This window comes from Microbacterium sp. UCD-TDU, assembly GCF_000340625.1.
Taxonomy (GTDB): Bacteria; Actinomycetota; Actinomycetes; order Actinomycetales; family Microbacteriaceae; genus Microbacterium; species Microbacterium maritypicum.
This window is the reverse complement of sequence record NZ_KB454446.1, coordinates 772,625-787,124: the sequence shown is the minus strand read 5'-3', so window position 1 is coordinate 787,124 and position 14,500 is coordinate 772,625. Positions and strand designations below refer to the sequence as shown.

Here is a 14,500-nt window from a genome sequence, read left to right as displayed (position 1 = left end):
GGATGGCTGGCCTAGTCAGCCTCGGGGTGGGATGCCGTCTGCATCTGGGCGACGGGGCGACGCTTGGACACGTGGACAGCAGCGAGGACCAGTAGTGCGGCGAGAACGATCCCGCCGCCGGTGAGGTAGATCCAGGTCGTGCCCGTGCCGCCGGTGGTCGGCAGCGCGAACTGCGGAACGTCCTGCACGCGGATCGTGGAGACGCCGTCGGCGTGGGTGACTGTCACGTTCGACGACGTTCCCTGTGCGAGCTGAACCTGACCGTCGACGTCCGCGGTGAACTGCACGCGCTGGGCGAGCAGCTGGAACCCGGGCAGCGCCTTGGTCTCCTCGAGCCAGTAGGTGTTTCCGGCCGTGAGCGTCGTGGCCTCGAACAGACCCGTCGAACCCGCGCCGGACAGGGAAGCGATCACTGCCGTGCCGCCTGTCGCGCCCGAGTAGATCGCCCACTGGGAGCCATCCATCGGAACGATCTCACCGGTGGAGTCTTCGCCGATCTTGAGAACCTGGATCGTGACGATCTTCGGTATCACGGGGTTCTCGGTCTCGCAGGCACCTGTGTCACAGCCGTCGCTCGTCACGACGTTCGCCAGCGTGTCCGCCTCGGTGCCCAGCGACGTCACCGTCACCGAGTAGGTGATCGTGACCTGCTGACCCACGGTCAGATCGCCCGACCATGCGAGCGTCTCCGGGGTCGCGTCGAAGGACGCAGTGCTGGAGGAGGCGCTCAGGTCGTCGTTCCAGGTGGCGTCGTCGAGCACGTCGCTGAGGTCGTCCTCCAGTGATGCTCCGGTCACTGCGCCGGCGCCGACCTGGGTGACGGTGACGGTGTAGGTGACTGTGTCGCCTGCCTGGACGTCAGCCCCTGACGCGGGATCGACGCTCTTCGCGACGGTGTAGCTGCCGACCGGGTGCGTGGTCTCGCAATCGGCAGCCGTGACGCATCCGTCGCTGGTGACGACGTTCCCGAGGATGTAGTCTCCATCCTCGGCCAGGCCACCGCGATCCTTGACCTTCACCGTGTAGGTGATCGTCGCGACCTGACCCGCCGGCACGGTGCCGGACCACTCGAGTGAGGCGCCGTTCAGCGTCGCCGTGCCGATGCTCGATGTGACGGTTCCGACCAGCGCAGCATCGTCGAGGACGTTCGACAGCTCATCGCTCAGGCTGGCGTCGACGGCGTCGGGACCGCTCTGCGTCACCGTGACCGTGTAGGTGACCTCGTCACCGGGGGAGACGGTGTCTCCCGACGCAGGGTCGGAGGTCTTTTCCACCGTGTAGGTAGACATCGCCGGCACGATGACGGTGTTGGTCCGCACATCGACCGTGTGGAACATCCAGTCGTCGATCGACCGTGCGTCTCCCCAGGCTCCGCCGATTCCGTCATTCGGGTTGAGGCCCGGCTGTCCGAAACAATTCCAGGTGTGGCGAGGGCCCCCGCTGGTGTCCACGCCCGCGGTTGCGTCCAACAGCCCCGGACGGCACGGCAACCGCTGCTCGGACTGCAGGAACGAGTCGTTCCAGTAGAACGTGGACGTCCCGTTGTTCGGTCCGTTCAGCGCCGTCATGCTGATGCCTTGACGAGATTCCACATCCACGCTCAGGACGTGGATCTCACCGGCTTTGTTCACGGTCAGGTAGGCACTCATCTCGACTGAGACTGGGAGGGGATTGCCGGCTCCGTCGAGTCCGTCGAAGGCGTAGGACTGAGTGCCATCGCTCGCGATACCGACGGGGATCGTCCGGTCAAGAGGCCCGCCGTACTGCCCGTCGCCGTCGGCGTCGATCAGCAGCGTGGACGTTCCCAGAGCCGCCGTCGCGGTGAACGTGAACTGCCCGCTGCGAGTGGTCGGTGCATCCGGGGTGAAGGCCAGACCAGCCACTGACGGGGCGACCGGCGGGAGATTGAGCACGTGGGTGGTGCCGAACGCATCGACCGCGGAGACTGGCAGCCCAGCGCCTGGTGCCTGGAAGAAGATCGCGTAAGGCGTTCCGCAATCCTGCGACTTGTTGGTGAACGCAGGGTCGTAGTACGGGCCGCCCTTGGCGATCTCGATGCTCCGGTAGGCCGACGTGCACGTGTCGGTGTAGACGTTCCCGAACTGGTTCGCCTCGAAGACGCTGTCGACGCCGAAGAAGTCTGTGTGCGTCGCCTTGTACTTGTAGCCGAGTGGCGACAGGTACCACAGGTCGAAGGTCGCGGGGTTGGAGTTGTACATCAAGTACCGGTAGCTCCACACCCGGCCGCTCAGGTTGTTCATCCCCTGCTGGACCTGGATGTTCCACGTGTGGAAGCCGAGGCTCACGGAGTCGTCGTTCGCGTAGAAGTAGACCTCCCAGACCCCTGCCGTCGGCGAGGTCAGGTTGAGTCGGCTGCAGCTGCTCCCCGATGCGGTTCCGATACTGCAGAAGGTCGTGACGCCTGCGGGGGAGGTGATCCGCAGCAGTGTCGGGATCGTAGAGCTCGTGGTCCGAGTGAAGGTCACATCGAGGTTCTGCCCCTGGGTCGTGTACGCGTAGAACTTCTGCGGTTCCCGGATGGTCGTGCCAGTGGGGTTGGTCTCCGCGCTGGCCGGGGCCGCCGTCGTCACAGCGCCCGCCGCACCGAGACCGATGGCGAGAAGAAGCGCCACCGCGACGGCAGCGAAACGGCCTCGCCGAGGTACGCGCACTCGAAGGCGAGCTCCTTCCGGCGCGATGTGGGTGGATGAGTCGGTCATTCTTCTCCTCCGGGGCCAGAGATGAGCCGGGGACGGCAGCGCGTCCGCGCCGGGTGTGGGGGGTTAGGCATCGAAGAGTCCCTTCGCGTTGACGGCGGTCGCGCTGGTGACGAGATCTCGGGACGACGCTCGTCAGCGACATCGAATCCGCGCGCGGGGCGTGAGCGCCAGCCGCAGGGGCCTGAATCCCCAGAAGTGGGGGCTGCTGCCACTCCCGCTCGGGGAAGCCCCATATGCCCCGTCCCATCGGAAGATGCCGTCACTGCGGTGACATCGGCGAGGATCCCCAGCTGCACGTCGGTGCCGCTGGCGACGGGAAATTGATCGGGCGGGGGCACGAGCGCCGCGTGAGCGGCGAGACTAACGGTGGCGACCGTGACAAACGAGAAGCTGCGGCGAGCAGCGTGGCGGCAATCTGCGGGAACGGCGTTCATGGGCTCTCCTCCCGGACGGGAGGAGGGTGCGGTGGACCTCGGGGATCGGTGACGAGCGCAGGGTCCGGGCAAAGAACCGAGATCGCACCCCGTGCCCCGTCAGGTGAACCGGGACCGGCGGGCCTGCGAGTCGGGCCCAGCGTCGTGATCACGACCCCCAGAAGTGAGGGTTGTGTCTCCCGCGGTGTGGTCGTTCGGGGCCGATGACCGTCTCATAGAGAGTTCCCGTCATTCAGGCGCGCCGTGCTCTGGGGCCGGCAGCGTGCCAAGGAGGTTTCCATGCATGTCTTCCCGATCGTCGTCGCACGTGGACGATCATCGCGCACTCTCTTCTCCGTGCTGACCGGACTCCTGCTCGTGATCGCCGCGTTGGCGGCTCTCGCGTCGCCCGCTCGTGCGGATGTGCCGTCGACACCGGCGACGGACCCGTTCGCCGCTCCGCTGTGCGAGGGGACGACCGTCAGCGACCCGTCTCAGGCGGAGGGCACGGTGGCTGACCTCACGATGGTCTTCGGTCAGCGACTGGTCGACTACAACGCCGGTCGCATGGTGTTCCTCTATAACTCGCACGGTGAGAACACCGTCGATACCCCGGTCTGCGGCGTGCGCTACGTCGAGGGCCTCGGGCCGGTTTCCGAGTGGGCGTACTGCACTGACTTCCACTCGCTGTACTGCAATGTCACCGACGAGAACGGCAACCTCACACAGGATGGCGACATCCTGCCGCCGCTGGAAGACCTCGACACCAACCCGCGGCTGACGGCCGATCAGGAGCGGCTCATCCACTACATCCTGACCACGGAGCTGCCGATGGTGCGTGATGGAGTGGCCATCACGACGGGGAACGCCACACAGCCGCAGCGCAACGTTCGCCAACGTGCCGTGTGGTGCATTTCCGAACCGGAGAACAAGCCGCCATTCCTGGAGACCTTCTGCGCCGAGAACCTGACGCTCGCGCAGCAGCAGAGCATCCTCGACACCCTGCCCCCGGACCCGGTGGATGACGCTGTGCTCGAACTGTCCGGCACCGGGACTCCGGTGCTCACGGGGCAGGAGACCCGCGTGACGATGCTCACCAACATCGCCACCGTGCCGATCCAGCTCTCCGCACCCGGTGCGACGGTCACGGTCTGCGAGTCTTCGGTAGGGCAGGCGGTCTACCGCGACGGTGAGTTGCAGGTGACCGTGGCCGACGGCGGGCCGGCATCCATCGATCTGTGCGTCACCTGGCCTGAGGCGGGACCGCAGGTCGTCACCGCCGCCGCCGAGGGCGTGCGCCCGGCTGTCGACCAGCTCCACTGGGTGCAGTCTCCCGCGAGCGTCGACGGCGTGCCCTGTCAGGTGTTCTCTTCGTTCAGCTCGACCCGTTCGGCTGCGGTGTCCGCGGCGCTCGAGGTCATAGTGAGCGTGGCGCCGGCGCCGGTTCCGCCCACGATGCCGGCCCCGGCCCCGACGAGTCCGGCCGAGTCGTCAGGCTCGGGATCGACGTCAGAGACGCGGGCCGCGCGCGGTGCCGCACCTGCAGGGGCGCTCGCGGCGACCGGTGGCTCCGTCGAATGGGGCTGGGTCGTCGGCGGAGGGGCAGCCGTTCTCCTCGGTGCTGTGCTCCTCGGGCTGCGCCGTGCGAAGGCGATTTCGACGCCTCGACGCCATGCTCCGGAGGTGCGCTGACGGCGCGAGCCGGCGAAGTTCAGCCACTACAAGTAGGGGTATCTGGCACTTCTTTTCCCCTCGGGTCGGCGGCGGCGCGGGGCTGTTGACAGGATGATAAGCGATCCTTCACTCCTCAACCCGAAAGACCGTCATGCGACTTCTCGAGACCGCGACTCCCATCTCCTACCCCTACCAGGGCTTCTGGGGCTCGTTCGGCGACTTGATCTGGTGGTTCCTCACCGTCTTCCTCTTCATCACCTACCTCTTCGTCCTGTTCGCCATCATCGGCGACCTGTTCCGTGACACCTCGCTGAAAGGAGGGTGGAAGGCTGTCTGGATCGTCTTTCTGCTGTTCCTCCCGATCCTCACCGGGCTCGTCTACCTCATCGCGCGGGGGCGTGGCATGGGAGAGCGCAGTCGAGAGCAGGGCGAGCGACTGCGCGAATCGCAGTCGGAATACGTTCGATCACTGATCGAGCCGAGCACGCCCGCCGACCAGATCGCGAAGGCGAAGTCGCTGCTCGACGCGGGCACGATCACGGCGTCCGAGTTCGACACGCTGAAGGCCAAAGCCCTTTCCTGACGACGCACGCTCCTCGCTCGGCTCGTGCCCGACGGCTCTGTCAGCGACTGCCCCGCCCCTCACAGGGCGGGGCAGTCGCTTTCTGGGCGCCTCGGCGGCGACGACCGCCGGAATCCCGCCTTGACCGGTGCGAAGAGCCAGGACGCGGCGGCAGGGGGAGAAGCCCTCAGAGGTGGGGATTTCGGTCTCGTGTGCTGGAGATCGCCGTCGGGATGCTCTGAGCTATAGCGCATACCCGATCACGAATGCCGCATCATGCGGCATGCCTCCGCTCCGCTGCGCCGCCAGTCGTTCGTCATCACGAACGCGGCAGCGTCGATCGCCGATGTCGACCCCGCACCAGCACGTCAACGTGAGCATGCCCACGCCTGCAACGCGGCGCTGATCGCGGGGGCCTGTCTCGAAGCCGGTGGTGATGTGTCGGTCGGGTCGGCGAACGCCAATGGCGTCACACTGGAATACGAACCCATGCTCGTCGCCGCCGATGACGGCCTCATGGCACGCACCAACATCTCGTCCATCAGTGTGGACCTCCCCGTCTTCCACGGTACGAGCGCGCACACTCTGCTGCGCGGCGTTCCTGGACGTCTCTGCGGCGGAGCTCGGTGGCTCCGGGGTTCACACCTCCGGCGTCGGCGGCGAGACGGGTGGTGCGACGACCAGATCACGGCGGCGTCCGCCGGCGTCGAGCACGATGGGCTCCCCGAGCCCGGACGATGAGGGGGCGCCCTCCGTGTCGCCGCCCTCGCCTCCGCTCTGATTGCGCACTATCGAGACCGCGATCGGTTCGTCGTCCCGCCGGGCGAGCAGGCGGATCGTGACGTCCTGACCGGAGCGCGCCTGCCGGACGAGGTCGGAGATCGCCTCGGCGAGGTCGTCTCCGATCACACGATCGGGTTCGCCCACATCGGTGCTCGCGTTCAGTAGAAGGACGTTCACGCCGGCTCGGCGGGCGGTCGCGATGGTCGCCGTCAGTTGCGGATGCTCCAGGGCTGGACAGCGGATGTGGTCGCGCAGCGCGGCTTCGGCACTGCGGATCTCGGTATGGAGCGTTTCGGTGACCACTCCGGTGCGCACGATGCGCTCGAGGGCGCTGTACGCACCGGAAGAGGCGATGGAGTTCCGCATGCGCATCTCGGCGACGGCACGTTCACGCTGCTGCAGCGCTTGCAGAGCGAGGCTGGCACGTGCGCGGAAGCCGCGCTCTCTCAGGGTCAGGCGCCGTGCGTAGCGGAGCCAGATGAGTGAGATCGACAGCAGTGCGATCGGATACAGATCGATGATGTATGTCAGCCCGGGAGAAGGGACCACGACGATCACGGCCACCGCGCGTGCCGCGATCAGGGCGAAGCCCACAGTCGACCCGAGGGCCGGGTGACCGAAGAAGATCACCATGCAGCACAGGGCGATCGCGACCGTGAACATCGACGGCTCATAGGCGGCGGTATCGATCAGGAGGATGATCGATGAGACGAGCACAGCCCCGGTGAGTATCAGCAGTTCTCGCAGGCGCGGGCGACCCCTGCGCAGATCCCAGGGAATCACGAGACCGAGCACGCCGATCGTGGCGCCGACGACAGAGACGAGGAGCGGCCAGTTCTGCGGCTCACGGAAACTGCCCTTCGCCAGCGCGCTGACGATGGGGGCAGAGGTCACGACGAGGCTGATCCAGACCAGGGGCAGCCGGGCGCTGCGGCTGACGAGCGCGGACGTGGTCATGATGCGCCCGCTGCGTGTCGAGAGGACGTGCGCGTGTGTTCGTCTGCGACGTCGATGGGATGCTGCCAGATGAGGTGCACACGCGTGAATCGATCGGGGGCGGACTCGATCAGCGCATCTCCTCCCGGCACGTCGATCATGCGTCGAACGATCGACTCGCGAACGCCCATCCTGTCGAGGGGGACCGCGGCGAGGTCGAAACCCGGCCCGTCATCCTCGACGGTGACCTCTATGCGGTCAGGGGAGAGGGAGGCGACGATGCGTGGGGCGGCTCCGGGGGCATGGCGCAGACTGTTGCGGACGGCCTCGCTGACGGCGTCGCCGACAGCGGAGGCGGCGGGCCCCGGGACCGTCGTCGATCTGTTATCGCAGTCCACGACCACGTCTTCGACACCGAGCTGCGCCGCTGTGCTCACGATGGTCTGCGCGACGGTGCTGAGCGGTTGCGCCGTCGACTCGTCATCCGCGCGGGCGTCGAGAGCGTGCAGTGCCTCCCGGGCCATTTCGACGACGGGAGCGGGCAACGTGACGGTGTCACCGCGGAACCACAGGGCGGCGCTGTTGAGAGTGCCGAGCACCGTGTCGTGCGCGAGCCGCGCCAGCTCTCTTTCCTCGACCAGACGCGCCTTGGCAGCGGACGCCGCCTCCGCTCGCGCCCGCCACCGTTCCTGCACGGCGAAGTACGAGATCACTCTGGTCCGGAACAGAAGGAGGAGAACCGGGAACACCGAGTTCGTGAACTGCACGATGGTGTGGGAAGCCAGTGCGAGCGGAAGCTCGCGATACTCCCACCAGAACCCGAGCGCCGGAGCGAGCGCGAACGCACCACCGAGGAGCGCGACCCGGATCAGCTGTATCGATCTGGAGGCCGCGCGGGATTGGGCGATTCTCAGTGCGAGGAAACACAGGTAGACGGCGGTGAGCATCCACGTGACCTGCCAGATCTGGTAGTCGGCAGGGAGGCCACTCGCGCGAGGGCGGGACTCCGCGATGAAGGCCGTCAGTTGCAAGAAGATGCCCAGTACCGGGATGAGAACCCAGGCGTGGTCGAGTACTCGCACGGTCAACAGTCGAGGGGGCGCGATCGCCATCACCAGAAACGATGCCGCGAGCGCGCCGTGTCCGCTCACCCACCAGCCCGCGTATTCCGAATCGTCCACGACCACGTCGATGACGAGCCACATCAGCAGGATCATGAGACCGCCTGTGGCGAGGAGCCGGCTCAGCACCCGATCCAGATCGCGCAACTTCATCTCGGCCGAGTCACCTGCGGAGGCCGCCGCTGTTGCTGACATGCCCTGTGACCTCCTCGCGAAGCGCGCCGATGTGACCAGTATCGGTGCAGGCGCGTGCGTGCGGATAGGGGAGATCGGCGGTGATCGGACATGCGGACCGATTGGTAATATTCCGGTGGGGGTCCGCATTCTGGAGGAGTGGGATGACACGGCAGAGCAGCCGAGCGCGCTACGGCGGAGATCTTCGTGACGGCGAGCGTCGCAAGGACGTCGCCGTCGGCATCGTCGACGATCACCCGGCCATGATTCTCGGCATGTCTGCCGTGATCAACACCTTTCCGGGGATGCGGGTGAGCGGGGCGGCCAGCACGGTGGAGACGCTGCTGGCGGGGAACGGGAAGCTCGACGTGGTACTCCTCGACCTGCAGCTCGCCGACGGCAGCACTCCCCGGACGAACGTCGAACGCCTCACAGCCGCCGTGGGGCCGACGGGTCGGACTCGTGTGCTCGCTTTCACCAGCGGTGAGAATGCGAAGCTCGTGCGTGAGGCTGCGTATGCCGGAGTGGCCGGCATGATCCGCAAGTCCGAGTCGCCGGAGCGAATCATGCGGGCGATCGAGGCCACGATGCGGGACGAGACGATCGCGACACCCGATTGGGCCACGGCCCTGCTGGAGGATTCCGGGTTCGTCGATGCGCATCTCACTCGCCGCGAGACCGAGGTGCTGGCCCGGTACGCCTCGGGGCAGACCGCGGAGCAGGTCGCGAAGGCGCTGTTCGTGTCCCGAGACACGGTTCTCGACCACCTGCGGCGCATCCGTGGACGCTACGCCGCCGTCGGGCGGCAGGCCCCGACCAAGATCGATCTGCACATGCGCGCCGCCGAGGACGGACTGGTCTAGCCGGAGAAGCGAGGGCAGGAGGTTCGGGCCCATCAGAGGCTACGAACCCCGCAGAGGCCGCGCCCGCGCATCAGCTGCCGAGCAGGACGCGCTGCTTCTGCACGAGGAATTCTTCTTCCGTCAGAACTCCGTTGTCGCGCAGCTGAGCGAGCTGGGTCAGCTGCGCGATCACTTCCGATGTCGGTGCGGAAGGTGACGGTGTGGGAGCGGCCGGCGCCTCTGCGATGACGGCGGGGGACGCCGTCGGCACTCGTGCCGGGGCGGGGGTCGCCGCGTCCTGGGCGGCCCATCGCTGTTGCTGACGGCGGTGGGTGTTTCCGATGACCCGGGTCGCGACGCTGGCGCGGGCGGCTGTTCGCAGCAGACTCATGAGATGTCCTCCTTCTCGACGACGGTTTGGAGATCGGCGATGTCCATGGCACCGCTGAACAGTTCGAGGCCGCCGGCGAGGGCGAAGGCTTCGGCGGCAGGAGCGAGGGAGCGGTCTTCGTAGACGATGACGAGGGCGTACCGACTGGCTCCGAGTTCGGTCGCGATGTCGGTGAGGTCTTCGTCGTCGAGGAGGAAGGACTGCGCGGCGACCAGCTGCTGGATGTCGGGGTGGTCGACGTCCAGCACTTCGGGAAGCGGCATCCGCTCTCCGCGGTCATCGTCGCCCCGTCGCACGGCGTCGATGTCGAGCACATCGATCATGCCCGCCGAGACGCGTTCTCGCACCGCGAGCAGGCCGGAGTGCAGGGAGGCGCCGAGGGGAAAAGTGAAGACGGCGTAGTCGACGGGGCCTGCGAAGACGGGTGCGGTCACAGCGGGGCTTCTCTCCTTGTGGTGTGCGGGCTGACAGCCTCATCGTAGGAAGACCGGACGCCGGAGGCATCGACGTTCACCCCAGACCCCCGTTAGTGGGGGTTGGGGCTGCACCTGCTTGCTCGAGGGGCCGGAGGCATCACATGCTGGTTTTCGGGTCCCCCAGCCCCATCGGTGATTCCCTCATCACCGACCCGGGGCGGGCCGCCGCGGAATCCTCCGCATGCTGCCCGCCCCGACAGTCCGGCGAGACGCCGACTGGGCGACCGGCCCGTTCGATGGGCCAGGGCCGATATCACCGATACTGTCGTGTGTCGAGCGTCTTCTTCGTCGACCTGCGAGTCCGTACGCTGGGGGTCATGTCCGAGTCCTTCTCCTCGCCCTCCGCCCCTCTGTGGGCCAGCGTGGGACAGCCAGGTGGCGATGAACTCCGTCACCGATGCCGCAGATAGGGAGAGACGATGACCGAAGAGCACCCGCTGATCTCACTCGTCTATTGCAGTTCCGCGACGCATCCGTTCGACGAGAGGGAGCTCGCGGATCTGCTGGCGGTGAGCCGGTCGAACAACGATGCGCGTGACGTGACCGGTCTGCTGCTGTACCGTGACGGAGAGTTCGTCCAGATCCTCGAAGGCGACCGCTATGACGTCGAGGCCGTCATGGCATCGATCACCGCCGACCAGCGGCACACCGACGTGCGGATCCTGCTCGAGGAGCCCCTTCACGAACGGCGATTCGAGCAGTGGACGATGGGCTACCAGAAACTCGAGGCGCCGATCGCCGCGAGGAGTGAGGGGTTCAGGGACTCGTTCGACGATCTCCGCATGGGTGAGCGCGACATGATCGGTCGTGCTCTCATGGAGCTGACGATGTGGTTCCGTGTCCGAGAATCCGGGGCAGCGATAGCGGAAGCTGTGGGTGTGCGGCCTCAGCCGAGCAGTTCCACCCCGAAGCCGGAGACGACGGTGCGCAGTTCGGCGAGGTAGCGCTGCGCCTGCTCGGTGAGGGGGATCGCCGAGTGGCCGATCCAGCCGATCTCGATGCGTTCGTCGATGTCGAGGGGGATGGCGACGATCTCGGGATCGAGGTCATCGCTGATGATGCCTGTCGAGATGGTGTATCCGTCGAGCCCGATCATCAGGTTGAAGATGGTGGCGCGGTCGGAGACGCGGATGTCCCGTGGGCTCGACAGGGTGGAGAGGATCTCCTCGGCGAAGTAGAAGGAGTTGTTGGCGCCCTGGTCGAAGGTGAGCCTGGGTACGTCGGCGAGATCGGCGAGTGTCACGCGCTCTCGAGCGGCGAGGGGGTTCTTGCGGGAGATGAAGATGTGCGGTTCCGCGACGAAGAGCGGATGGAACGCGAGACCGGAGTCGCGGAGCAACTTGTCGATGACGTTGCGGTTGAAGTCGTTCCGGTAGAGGATCCCCAGCTCGCTGCGGAGGGTCCGGACGTCTTCGATGATGTCCCACGTGCGCGTCTCCCGCAGCGAGAACTCGTACTCCGCCGCCGAGGTCGCCTTCACCATCCGCACCAGCGCGTCGACCGCGAACGAGTAGTGCTGGGTCGACACTCCGAGCAGTCGTCGCGACGGCGGTCGGCCGAGGTAGCGCTGTTCGAGGAGTGCCACCTGCTCGACGACCTGCCTGGCATACCCGAGGAACTCCACGCCGTCGGTGGTGAGCGTCACGCCGCGGGCGGAGCGGAGCAGGAGCGTGCGCCCCACTCTGCTCTCGAGGTCCTTCATCGCGGCGGACATGGTGGGCTGGGCGACGTAGAGCAGGTCGGCGGCGGCGCTGATCGAGCCCTCCGCAGCGACCTCGATGTAGTACGTGAGGTGCTGCAGGGTGATGCCGCTCGAGCGCTTGGCCATAGCCCCAGACTATGTCACGGCATAGTCGCGACGCATTACCCGATGGGGGCTCTCCGGCAGCACGATGGAGGGATCCCGTTTCGTGAGGCCGAGCCCGGCCGATCACCCCCCGATTGGCCCTCATGGCATCCGAATTCACCTTCCGCATCACGACCACCCGATTCGACGAGGACTACTCGCCGTCCGACAACTCCCGGATCACCACGAACTTCGCCAACCTGGCGCGGGGGGAGCATCGTCAGCAGAATCTCCGCAACGCCCTGACGATGATCGACCGCCGATTCAACGATCTGGCGCACTGGGACAACCCGGACCGGGACCGCTACACCGTCGAACTCGAGATCGTCTCGGTGGCGGTGCAATTCGCCGCGGAGGGTGAGGACCAGGAGTTCCCGCTGCTCGAGGTCCTGGACATCCACGTCCTCGACCGTCTCACCGGGTCGCGCATCCACGGCATCGTGGGGAACAACTTCTCGTCCTACATCCGCGACTTCGACTTCAGCGTGCGACTGCCGGCGGCCAGCGAGGCCGCAGGAGGGTTCAGCGTTCCCGCCGACTTCGGCGAGCTGCACGGCAAGCTGTTCCAGCACTTCCTCGACTCGGAGGCCTATCAGGAGCGCTTCACCGTGTCGCCCGTGATCTGCATCAGCGTCTCGACGAGCAAGACCTACCGTCGCACCGAGAACCACCACCCGATCCTCGGTGTCGAGTACGAGCAGAAGGACCCCTCGCTGACCGACGAGTACTTCGGCAAGATGGGCCTCTCCGTCCGGTACTTCATGCCGCGCGGCAGCGTCGCGCCGTTGGCGTTCTACTTCCGCGGCGATCTGCTCGGCGACTACACGAACCTCCAGCTCATCGGCACGATCAGCACGATGGAGACGTTCCAGAAGATCTACCGGCCCGAGATCTACAACGCGAACTCGGAAGCCGCGAGCATCTACCGGCCGACGCTGGAGCAGCAGGATTACTCGGTGACCAAGATCGCCTACGACCGCGACGAGCGCAGTCGGCTCGCGACCGAGCAGGGCAAATACGCGGACGAGCACCTCATGAAGCCGCACGGTGCGCTGCTCGAGCAGTGGGCCGCCGGCTACTCCGACGCGTGCCTGGTCCCCGTCGGATGACCAACGGAGAATCACCGATCATGCACACACTCCTTCCCATCTCGATCGTCGGCAGCCTTCCGAAGCCGTCCTGGCTGGCCGAGCCGGAAACGCTCTGGTCTCCGTGGAAACTGCAGGGCGACGCCCTGGTCGAGGGCACGCAGGATGCGCTCCGCATCGCCGTTCAGGATCAGCGCCAGGCCGGCATCGACATCATCAGCGATGGGGAGCAGACGCGCCAGCACTTCGTCACGACGTTCATCGAGCATCTCTCCGGTGTCGACTTCGACCAGCGGGAGACCGTGCGGATCCGCGACCGGTACGACGCCAGCGTGCCGACGGTCGTGGGCGCCGTGAGCCGAGAGAAGCCCGTGTTCGTCGAAGACGCGAAGTTCCTCCGCCAGCAGACCGATCAGCCCATCAAGTGGGCACTGCCCGGCCCGATGACGATGATCGACACCCTCTACGATCGGCACTACAAGAGCCGCGAGAAGCTGGCCTGGGAGTTCGCGACGATCCTCAATCAGGAGGCGAAGGAGCTCGAGGCGGCCGGGGTGGACATCATCCAGTTCGACGAGCCGGCGTTCAACGTCTTCTTCGACGACGTGCAGGACTGGGGCGTGGCAGTGCTCGAGAGGGCGGCCGAGGGATTGCGCGCGCAGACCGTGGTGCACATCTGCTACGGCTACGGGATCAAGGCGAACACGGACTGGAAGGCGACTCTCGGGTCGGAATGGCGGCAGTACGAGAAGTCGTTCCCTCTGCTGCAGCAGTCCAGCATCGACATCGTCTCGCTGGAGAGCCACCACTCGCACGTCCCGCTGGAGCTGATCGAGCTCATCCGGGGCAAGAAGGTCATGCTCGGAGCCATCGATGTGGCAAGCCCCACGATCGAGACCCCGGAGGAGGTCGCCGACACCCTCAGGAACGCGCTGCGCTTCGTCGACGCGGACAAGCTCATCCCGAGCACGAACTGCGGCTTGGCGCCGTTGTCTCGTGACCTCGCGCGCGGCAAGCTGCGAGCGCTCAGCGCGGGCACTGCTCTGCTTCGCGAGGAACTCACCGGCGTCGAGGTCTGATCTCCTGCGGCGGATCTCGACGAGTGCACGCAGGGTCCCGATCGAGACCCCGGCGCCGACACGAGATGCGGCAGGCAGGAGCGCGTATTCTCAGACCATGGGAACTCTCGAGTACAACAGCTCTCGTCCTCCGATCGAGGTCGACGATGCGACGTTGGCGCACCTGAAGATCGTGATCGGCACGAAGCTCCGCCGTCACGAGAGCTTCATGATGACCTGGCTGCCCGAGGAGAAGAACCCCGCCGGCCGACTGACCATCTGGATGCATCCGGCGATCCCCCTGATCCTCGCGTTCGACGGCTCGAGGATGCCGGAGATCGACACGAAGCGGATCGAGCGCATGATGGAGAACCTCAACGCCCGCGGAGAACTCGTCCTCGACCAGCTCGGATAGG

At 66.4% G+C, this 14,500-nt stretch carries 13 protein-coding genes; 7 read left to right on the top strand and 6 right to left on the bottom strand.

From position 1 onward, the window contains the following. Window positions 1–11 precede the first annotated feature (11 nt). A complete protein-coding gene (locus D514_RS26710; protein ID WP_017829385.1) occupies window positions 12–2,720 on the bottom strand; it encodes a SpaA isopeptide-forming pilin-related protein in 2,709 nt (902 codons plus the stop codon). Between the two features lie 713 nt (window positions 2,721–3,433). On the opposite strand from D514_RS26710, the gene D514_RS26705 reads away from it, so the two are divergent. Beyond that, complete coding sequence (locus tag D514_RS26705; RefSeq protein ID WP_017829384.1) at window positions 3,434–4,825, top strand: hypothetical protein; 1,392 nt, start codon at window positions 3,434–3,436, stop codon at window positions 4,823–4,825. A 133-nt stretch (window positions 4,826–4,958) separates the two neighbouring features. Next, window positions 4,959–5,390, top strand: coding sequence for an SHOCT domain-containing protein (locus D514_RS26700; protein WP_017829383.1), 432 nt, complete (start codon window positions 4,959–4,961; stop codon window positions 5,388–5,390). 618 nt (window positions 5,391–6,008) lie between these two features. Here the strand turns inward: D514_RS26700 and D514_RS26690 are convergent. Continuing rightward, window positions 6,009–7,109 carry a hypothetical protein gene (locus D514_RS26690; RefSeq protein WP_017829381.1) on the bottom strand — a complete coding sequence of 367 codons (1,101 nt, stop codon included), beginning with the start codon at window positions 7,107–7,109 and terminating at the stop codon, window positions 6,009–6,011. Next, complete coding sequence (locus D514_RS38045; RefSeq protein WP_017829380.1) at window positions 7,106–8,404, bottom strand: sensor histidine kinase; 1,299 nt, start codon at window positions 8,402–8,404, stop codon at window positions 7,106–7,108. Before D514_RS38045 ends, D514_RS26690 begins: the two co-directional genes overlap by 4 nt. Window positions 8,405–8,547: 143 nt before the next feature. On the opposite strand from D514_RS38045, the gene D514_RS0119245 reads away from it, so the two are divergent. Further along, on the top strand, window positions 8,548–9,246 hold the full coding sequence (locus D514_RS0119245; protein WP_017829379.1) for a response regulator transcription factor: 699 nt from the start codon (window positions 8,548–8,550) through the stop codon (window positions 9,244–9,246). A gap of 70 nt (window positions 9,247–9,316) precedes the next feature. On the opposite strand, the gene D514_RS26680 is transcribed toward D514_RS0119245, so the two are convergent. Both D514_RS26680 and D514_RS26675 read right to left on the bottom strand, forming a co-directional pair. Further along, a complete protein-coding gene (locus D514_RS26680) occupies window positions 9,317–9,616 on the bottom strand; it encodes an SHOCT domain-containing protein (RefSeq protein ID WP_017829378.1) in 300 nt (99 codons plus the stop codon). Next, window positions 9,613–10,050, bottom strand: a complete 438-nt coding sequence (locus tag D514_RS26675) for a hypothetical protein (RefSeq protein ID WP_017829377.1) — start codon at window positions 10,048–10,050, stop codon at window positions 9,613–9,615. The genes D514_RS26680 and D514_RS26675 overlap by 4 nt, the downstream gene beginning before the upstream one ends. Before the next feature lie 461 nt (window positions 10,051–10,511). Between D514_RS26675 and D514_RS26670 the strand changes: the two genes are divergently transcribed. After that, window positions 10,512–11,036 carry a BLUF domain-containing protein gene (locus tag D514_RS26670; RefSeq protein ID WP_017829376.1) on the top strand — a complete coding sequence of 175 codons (525 nt, stop codon included), beginning with the start codon at window positions 10,512–10,514 and terminating at the stop codon, window positions 11,034–11,036. Here the strand turns inward: D514_RS26670 and D514_RS26665 are convergent. After that, a complete protein-coding gene (locus tag D514_RS26665; RefSeq protein WP_017829375.1) occupies window positions 10,979–11,920 on the bottom strand; it encodes a LysR family transcriptional regulator in 942 nt (313 codons plus the stop codon). The genes D514_RS26670 and D514_RS26665 overlap by 58 nt on opposite strands. Window positions 11,921–12,042: 122 nt before the next feature. Here D514_RS26665 and D514_RS26660 point away from each other — a divergent pair, with 122 nt between their 5' ends. The 3 genes from D514_RS26660 to D514_RS26650 all read left to right on the top strand — a co-directional run bounded on the left by D514_RS26660 (window position 12,043) and on the right by D514_RS26650 (window position 14,499). Beyond that, a complete protein-coding gene (locus D514_RS26660) occupies window positions 12,043–13,047 on the top strand; it encodes a DUF1852 domain-containing protein (RefSeq protein ID WP_017829374.1) in 1,005 nt (334 codons plus the stop codon). Window positions 13,048–13,067: 20 nt separating this feature from the next. Next, the gene (locus tag D514_RS26655; protein ID WP_017829373.1) at window positions 13,068–14,105 is read left to right on the top strand and encodes a methionine synthase; all 1,038 of its coding nucleotides are present in this window, start codon (window positions 13,068–13,070) and stop codon (window positions 14,103–14,105) included. A 97-nt stretch (window positions 14,106–14,202) separates the two neighbouring features. Beyond that, window positions 14,203–14,499: a hypothetical protein gene (locus D514_RS26650; RefSeq protein WP_017829372.1), complete on the top strand. Its 297-nt coding sequence runs from the start codon at window positions 14,203–14,205 to the stop codon at window positions 14,497–14,499. The last annotated feature ends 1 nt before the right edge of the window (window position 14,500 follow it).

Excerpts from the sequence above, each read along its gene's own strand:
- D514_RS26710 (WP_017829385.1), bottom strand. The coding sequence starts at position 2,720 with ATGACCGACTCATCCACCCACATCGCGCCGGAAGGAGCTCGCCTTCGA.
- D514_RS26705 (WP_017829384.1), top strand. The coding sequence starts at position 3,434 with ATGCATGTCTTCCCGATCGTCGTCGCACGTGGACGATCATCGCGCACT.
- D514_RS26700 (WP_017829383.1), top strand. The coding sequence starts at position 4,959 with ATGCGACTTCTCGAGACCGCGACTCCCATCTCCTACCCCTACCAGGGC.
- D514_RS26690 (WP_017829381.1), bottom strand. The coding sequence starts at position 7,109 with ATGACCACGTCCGCGCTCGTCAGCCGCAGCGCCCGGCTGCCCCTGGTC.
- D514_RS38045 (WP_017829380.1), bottom strand. The coding sequence starts at position 8,404 with ATGTCAGCAACAGCGGCGGCCTCCGCAGGTGACTCGGCCGAGATGAAG.
- D514_RS0119245 (WP_017829379.1), top strand. The coding sequence starts at position 8,548 with ATGACACGGCAGAGCAGCCGAGCGCGCTACGGCGGAGATCTTCGTGAC.
- D514_RS26680 (WP_017829378.1), bottom strand. The coding sequence starts at position 9,616 with ATGAGTCTGCTGCGAACAGCCGCCCGCGCCAGCGTCGCGACCCGGGTC.
- D514_RS26670 (WP_017829376.1), top strand. The coding sequence starts at position 10,512 with ATGACCGAAGAGCACCCGCTGATCTCACTCGTCTATTGCAGTTCCGCG.
- D514_RS26665 (WP_017829375.1), bottom strand. The coding sequence starts at position 11,920 with ATGGCCAAGCGCTCGAGCGGCATCACCCTGCAGCACCTCACGTACTAC.
- D514_RS26660 (WP_017829374.1), top strand. The coding sequence starts at position 12,043 with ATGGCATCCGAATTCACCTTCCGCATCACGACCACCCGATTCGACGAG.
- D514_RS26655 (WP_017829373.1), top strand. The coding sequence starts at position 13,068 with ATGCACACACTCCTTCCCATCTCGATCGTCGGCAGCCTTCCGAAGCCG.
- D514_RS26650 (WP_017829372.1), top strand. The coding sequence starts at position 14,203 with ATGGGAACTCTCGAGTACAACAGCTCTCGTCCTCCGATCGAGGTCGAC.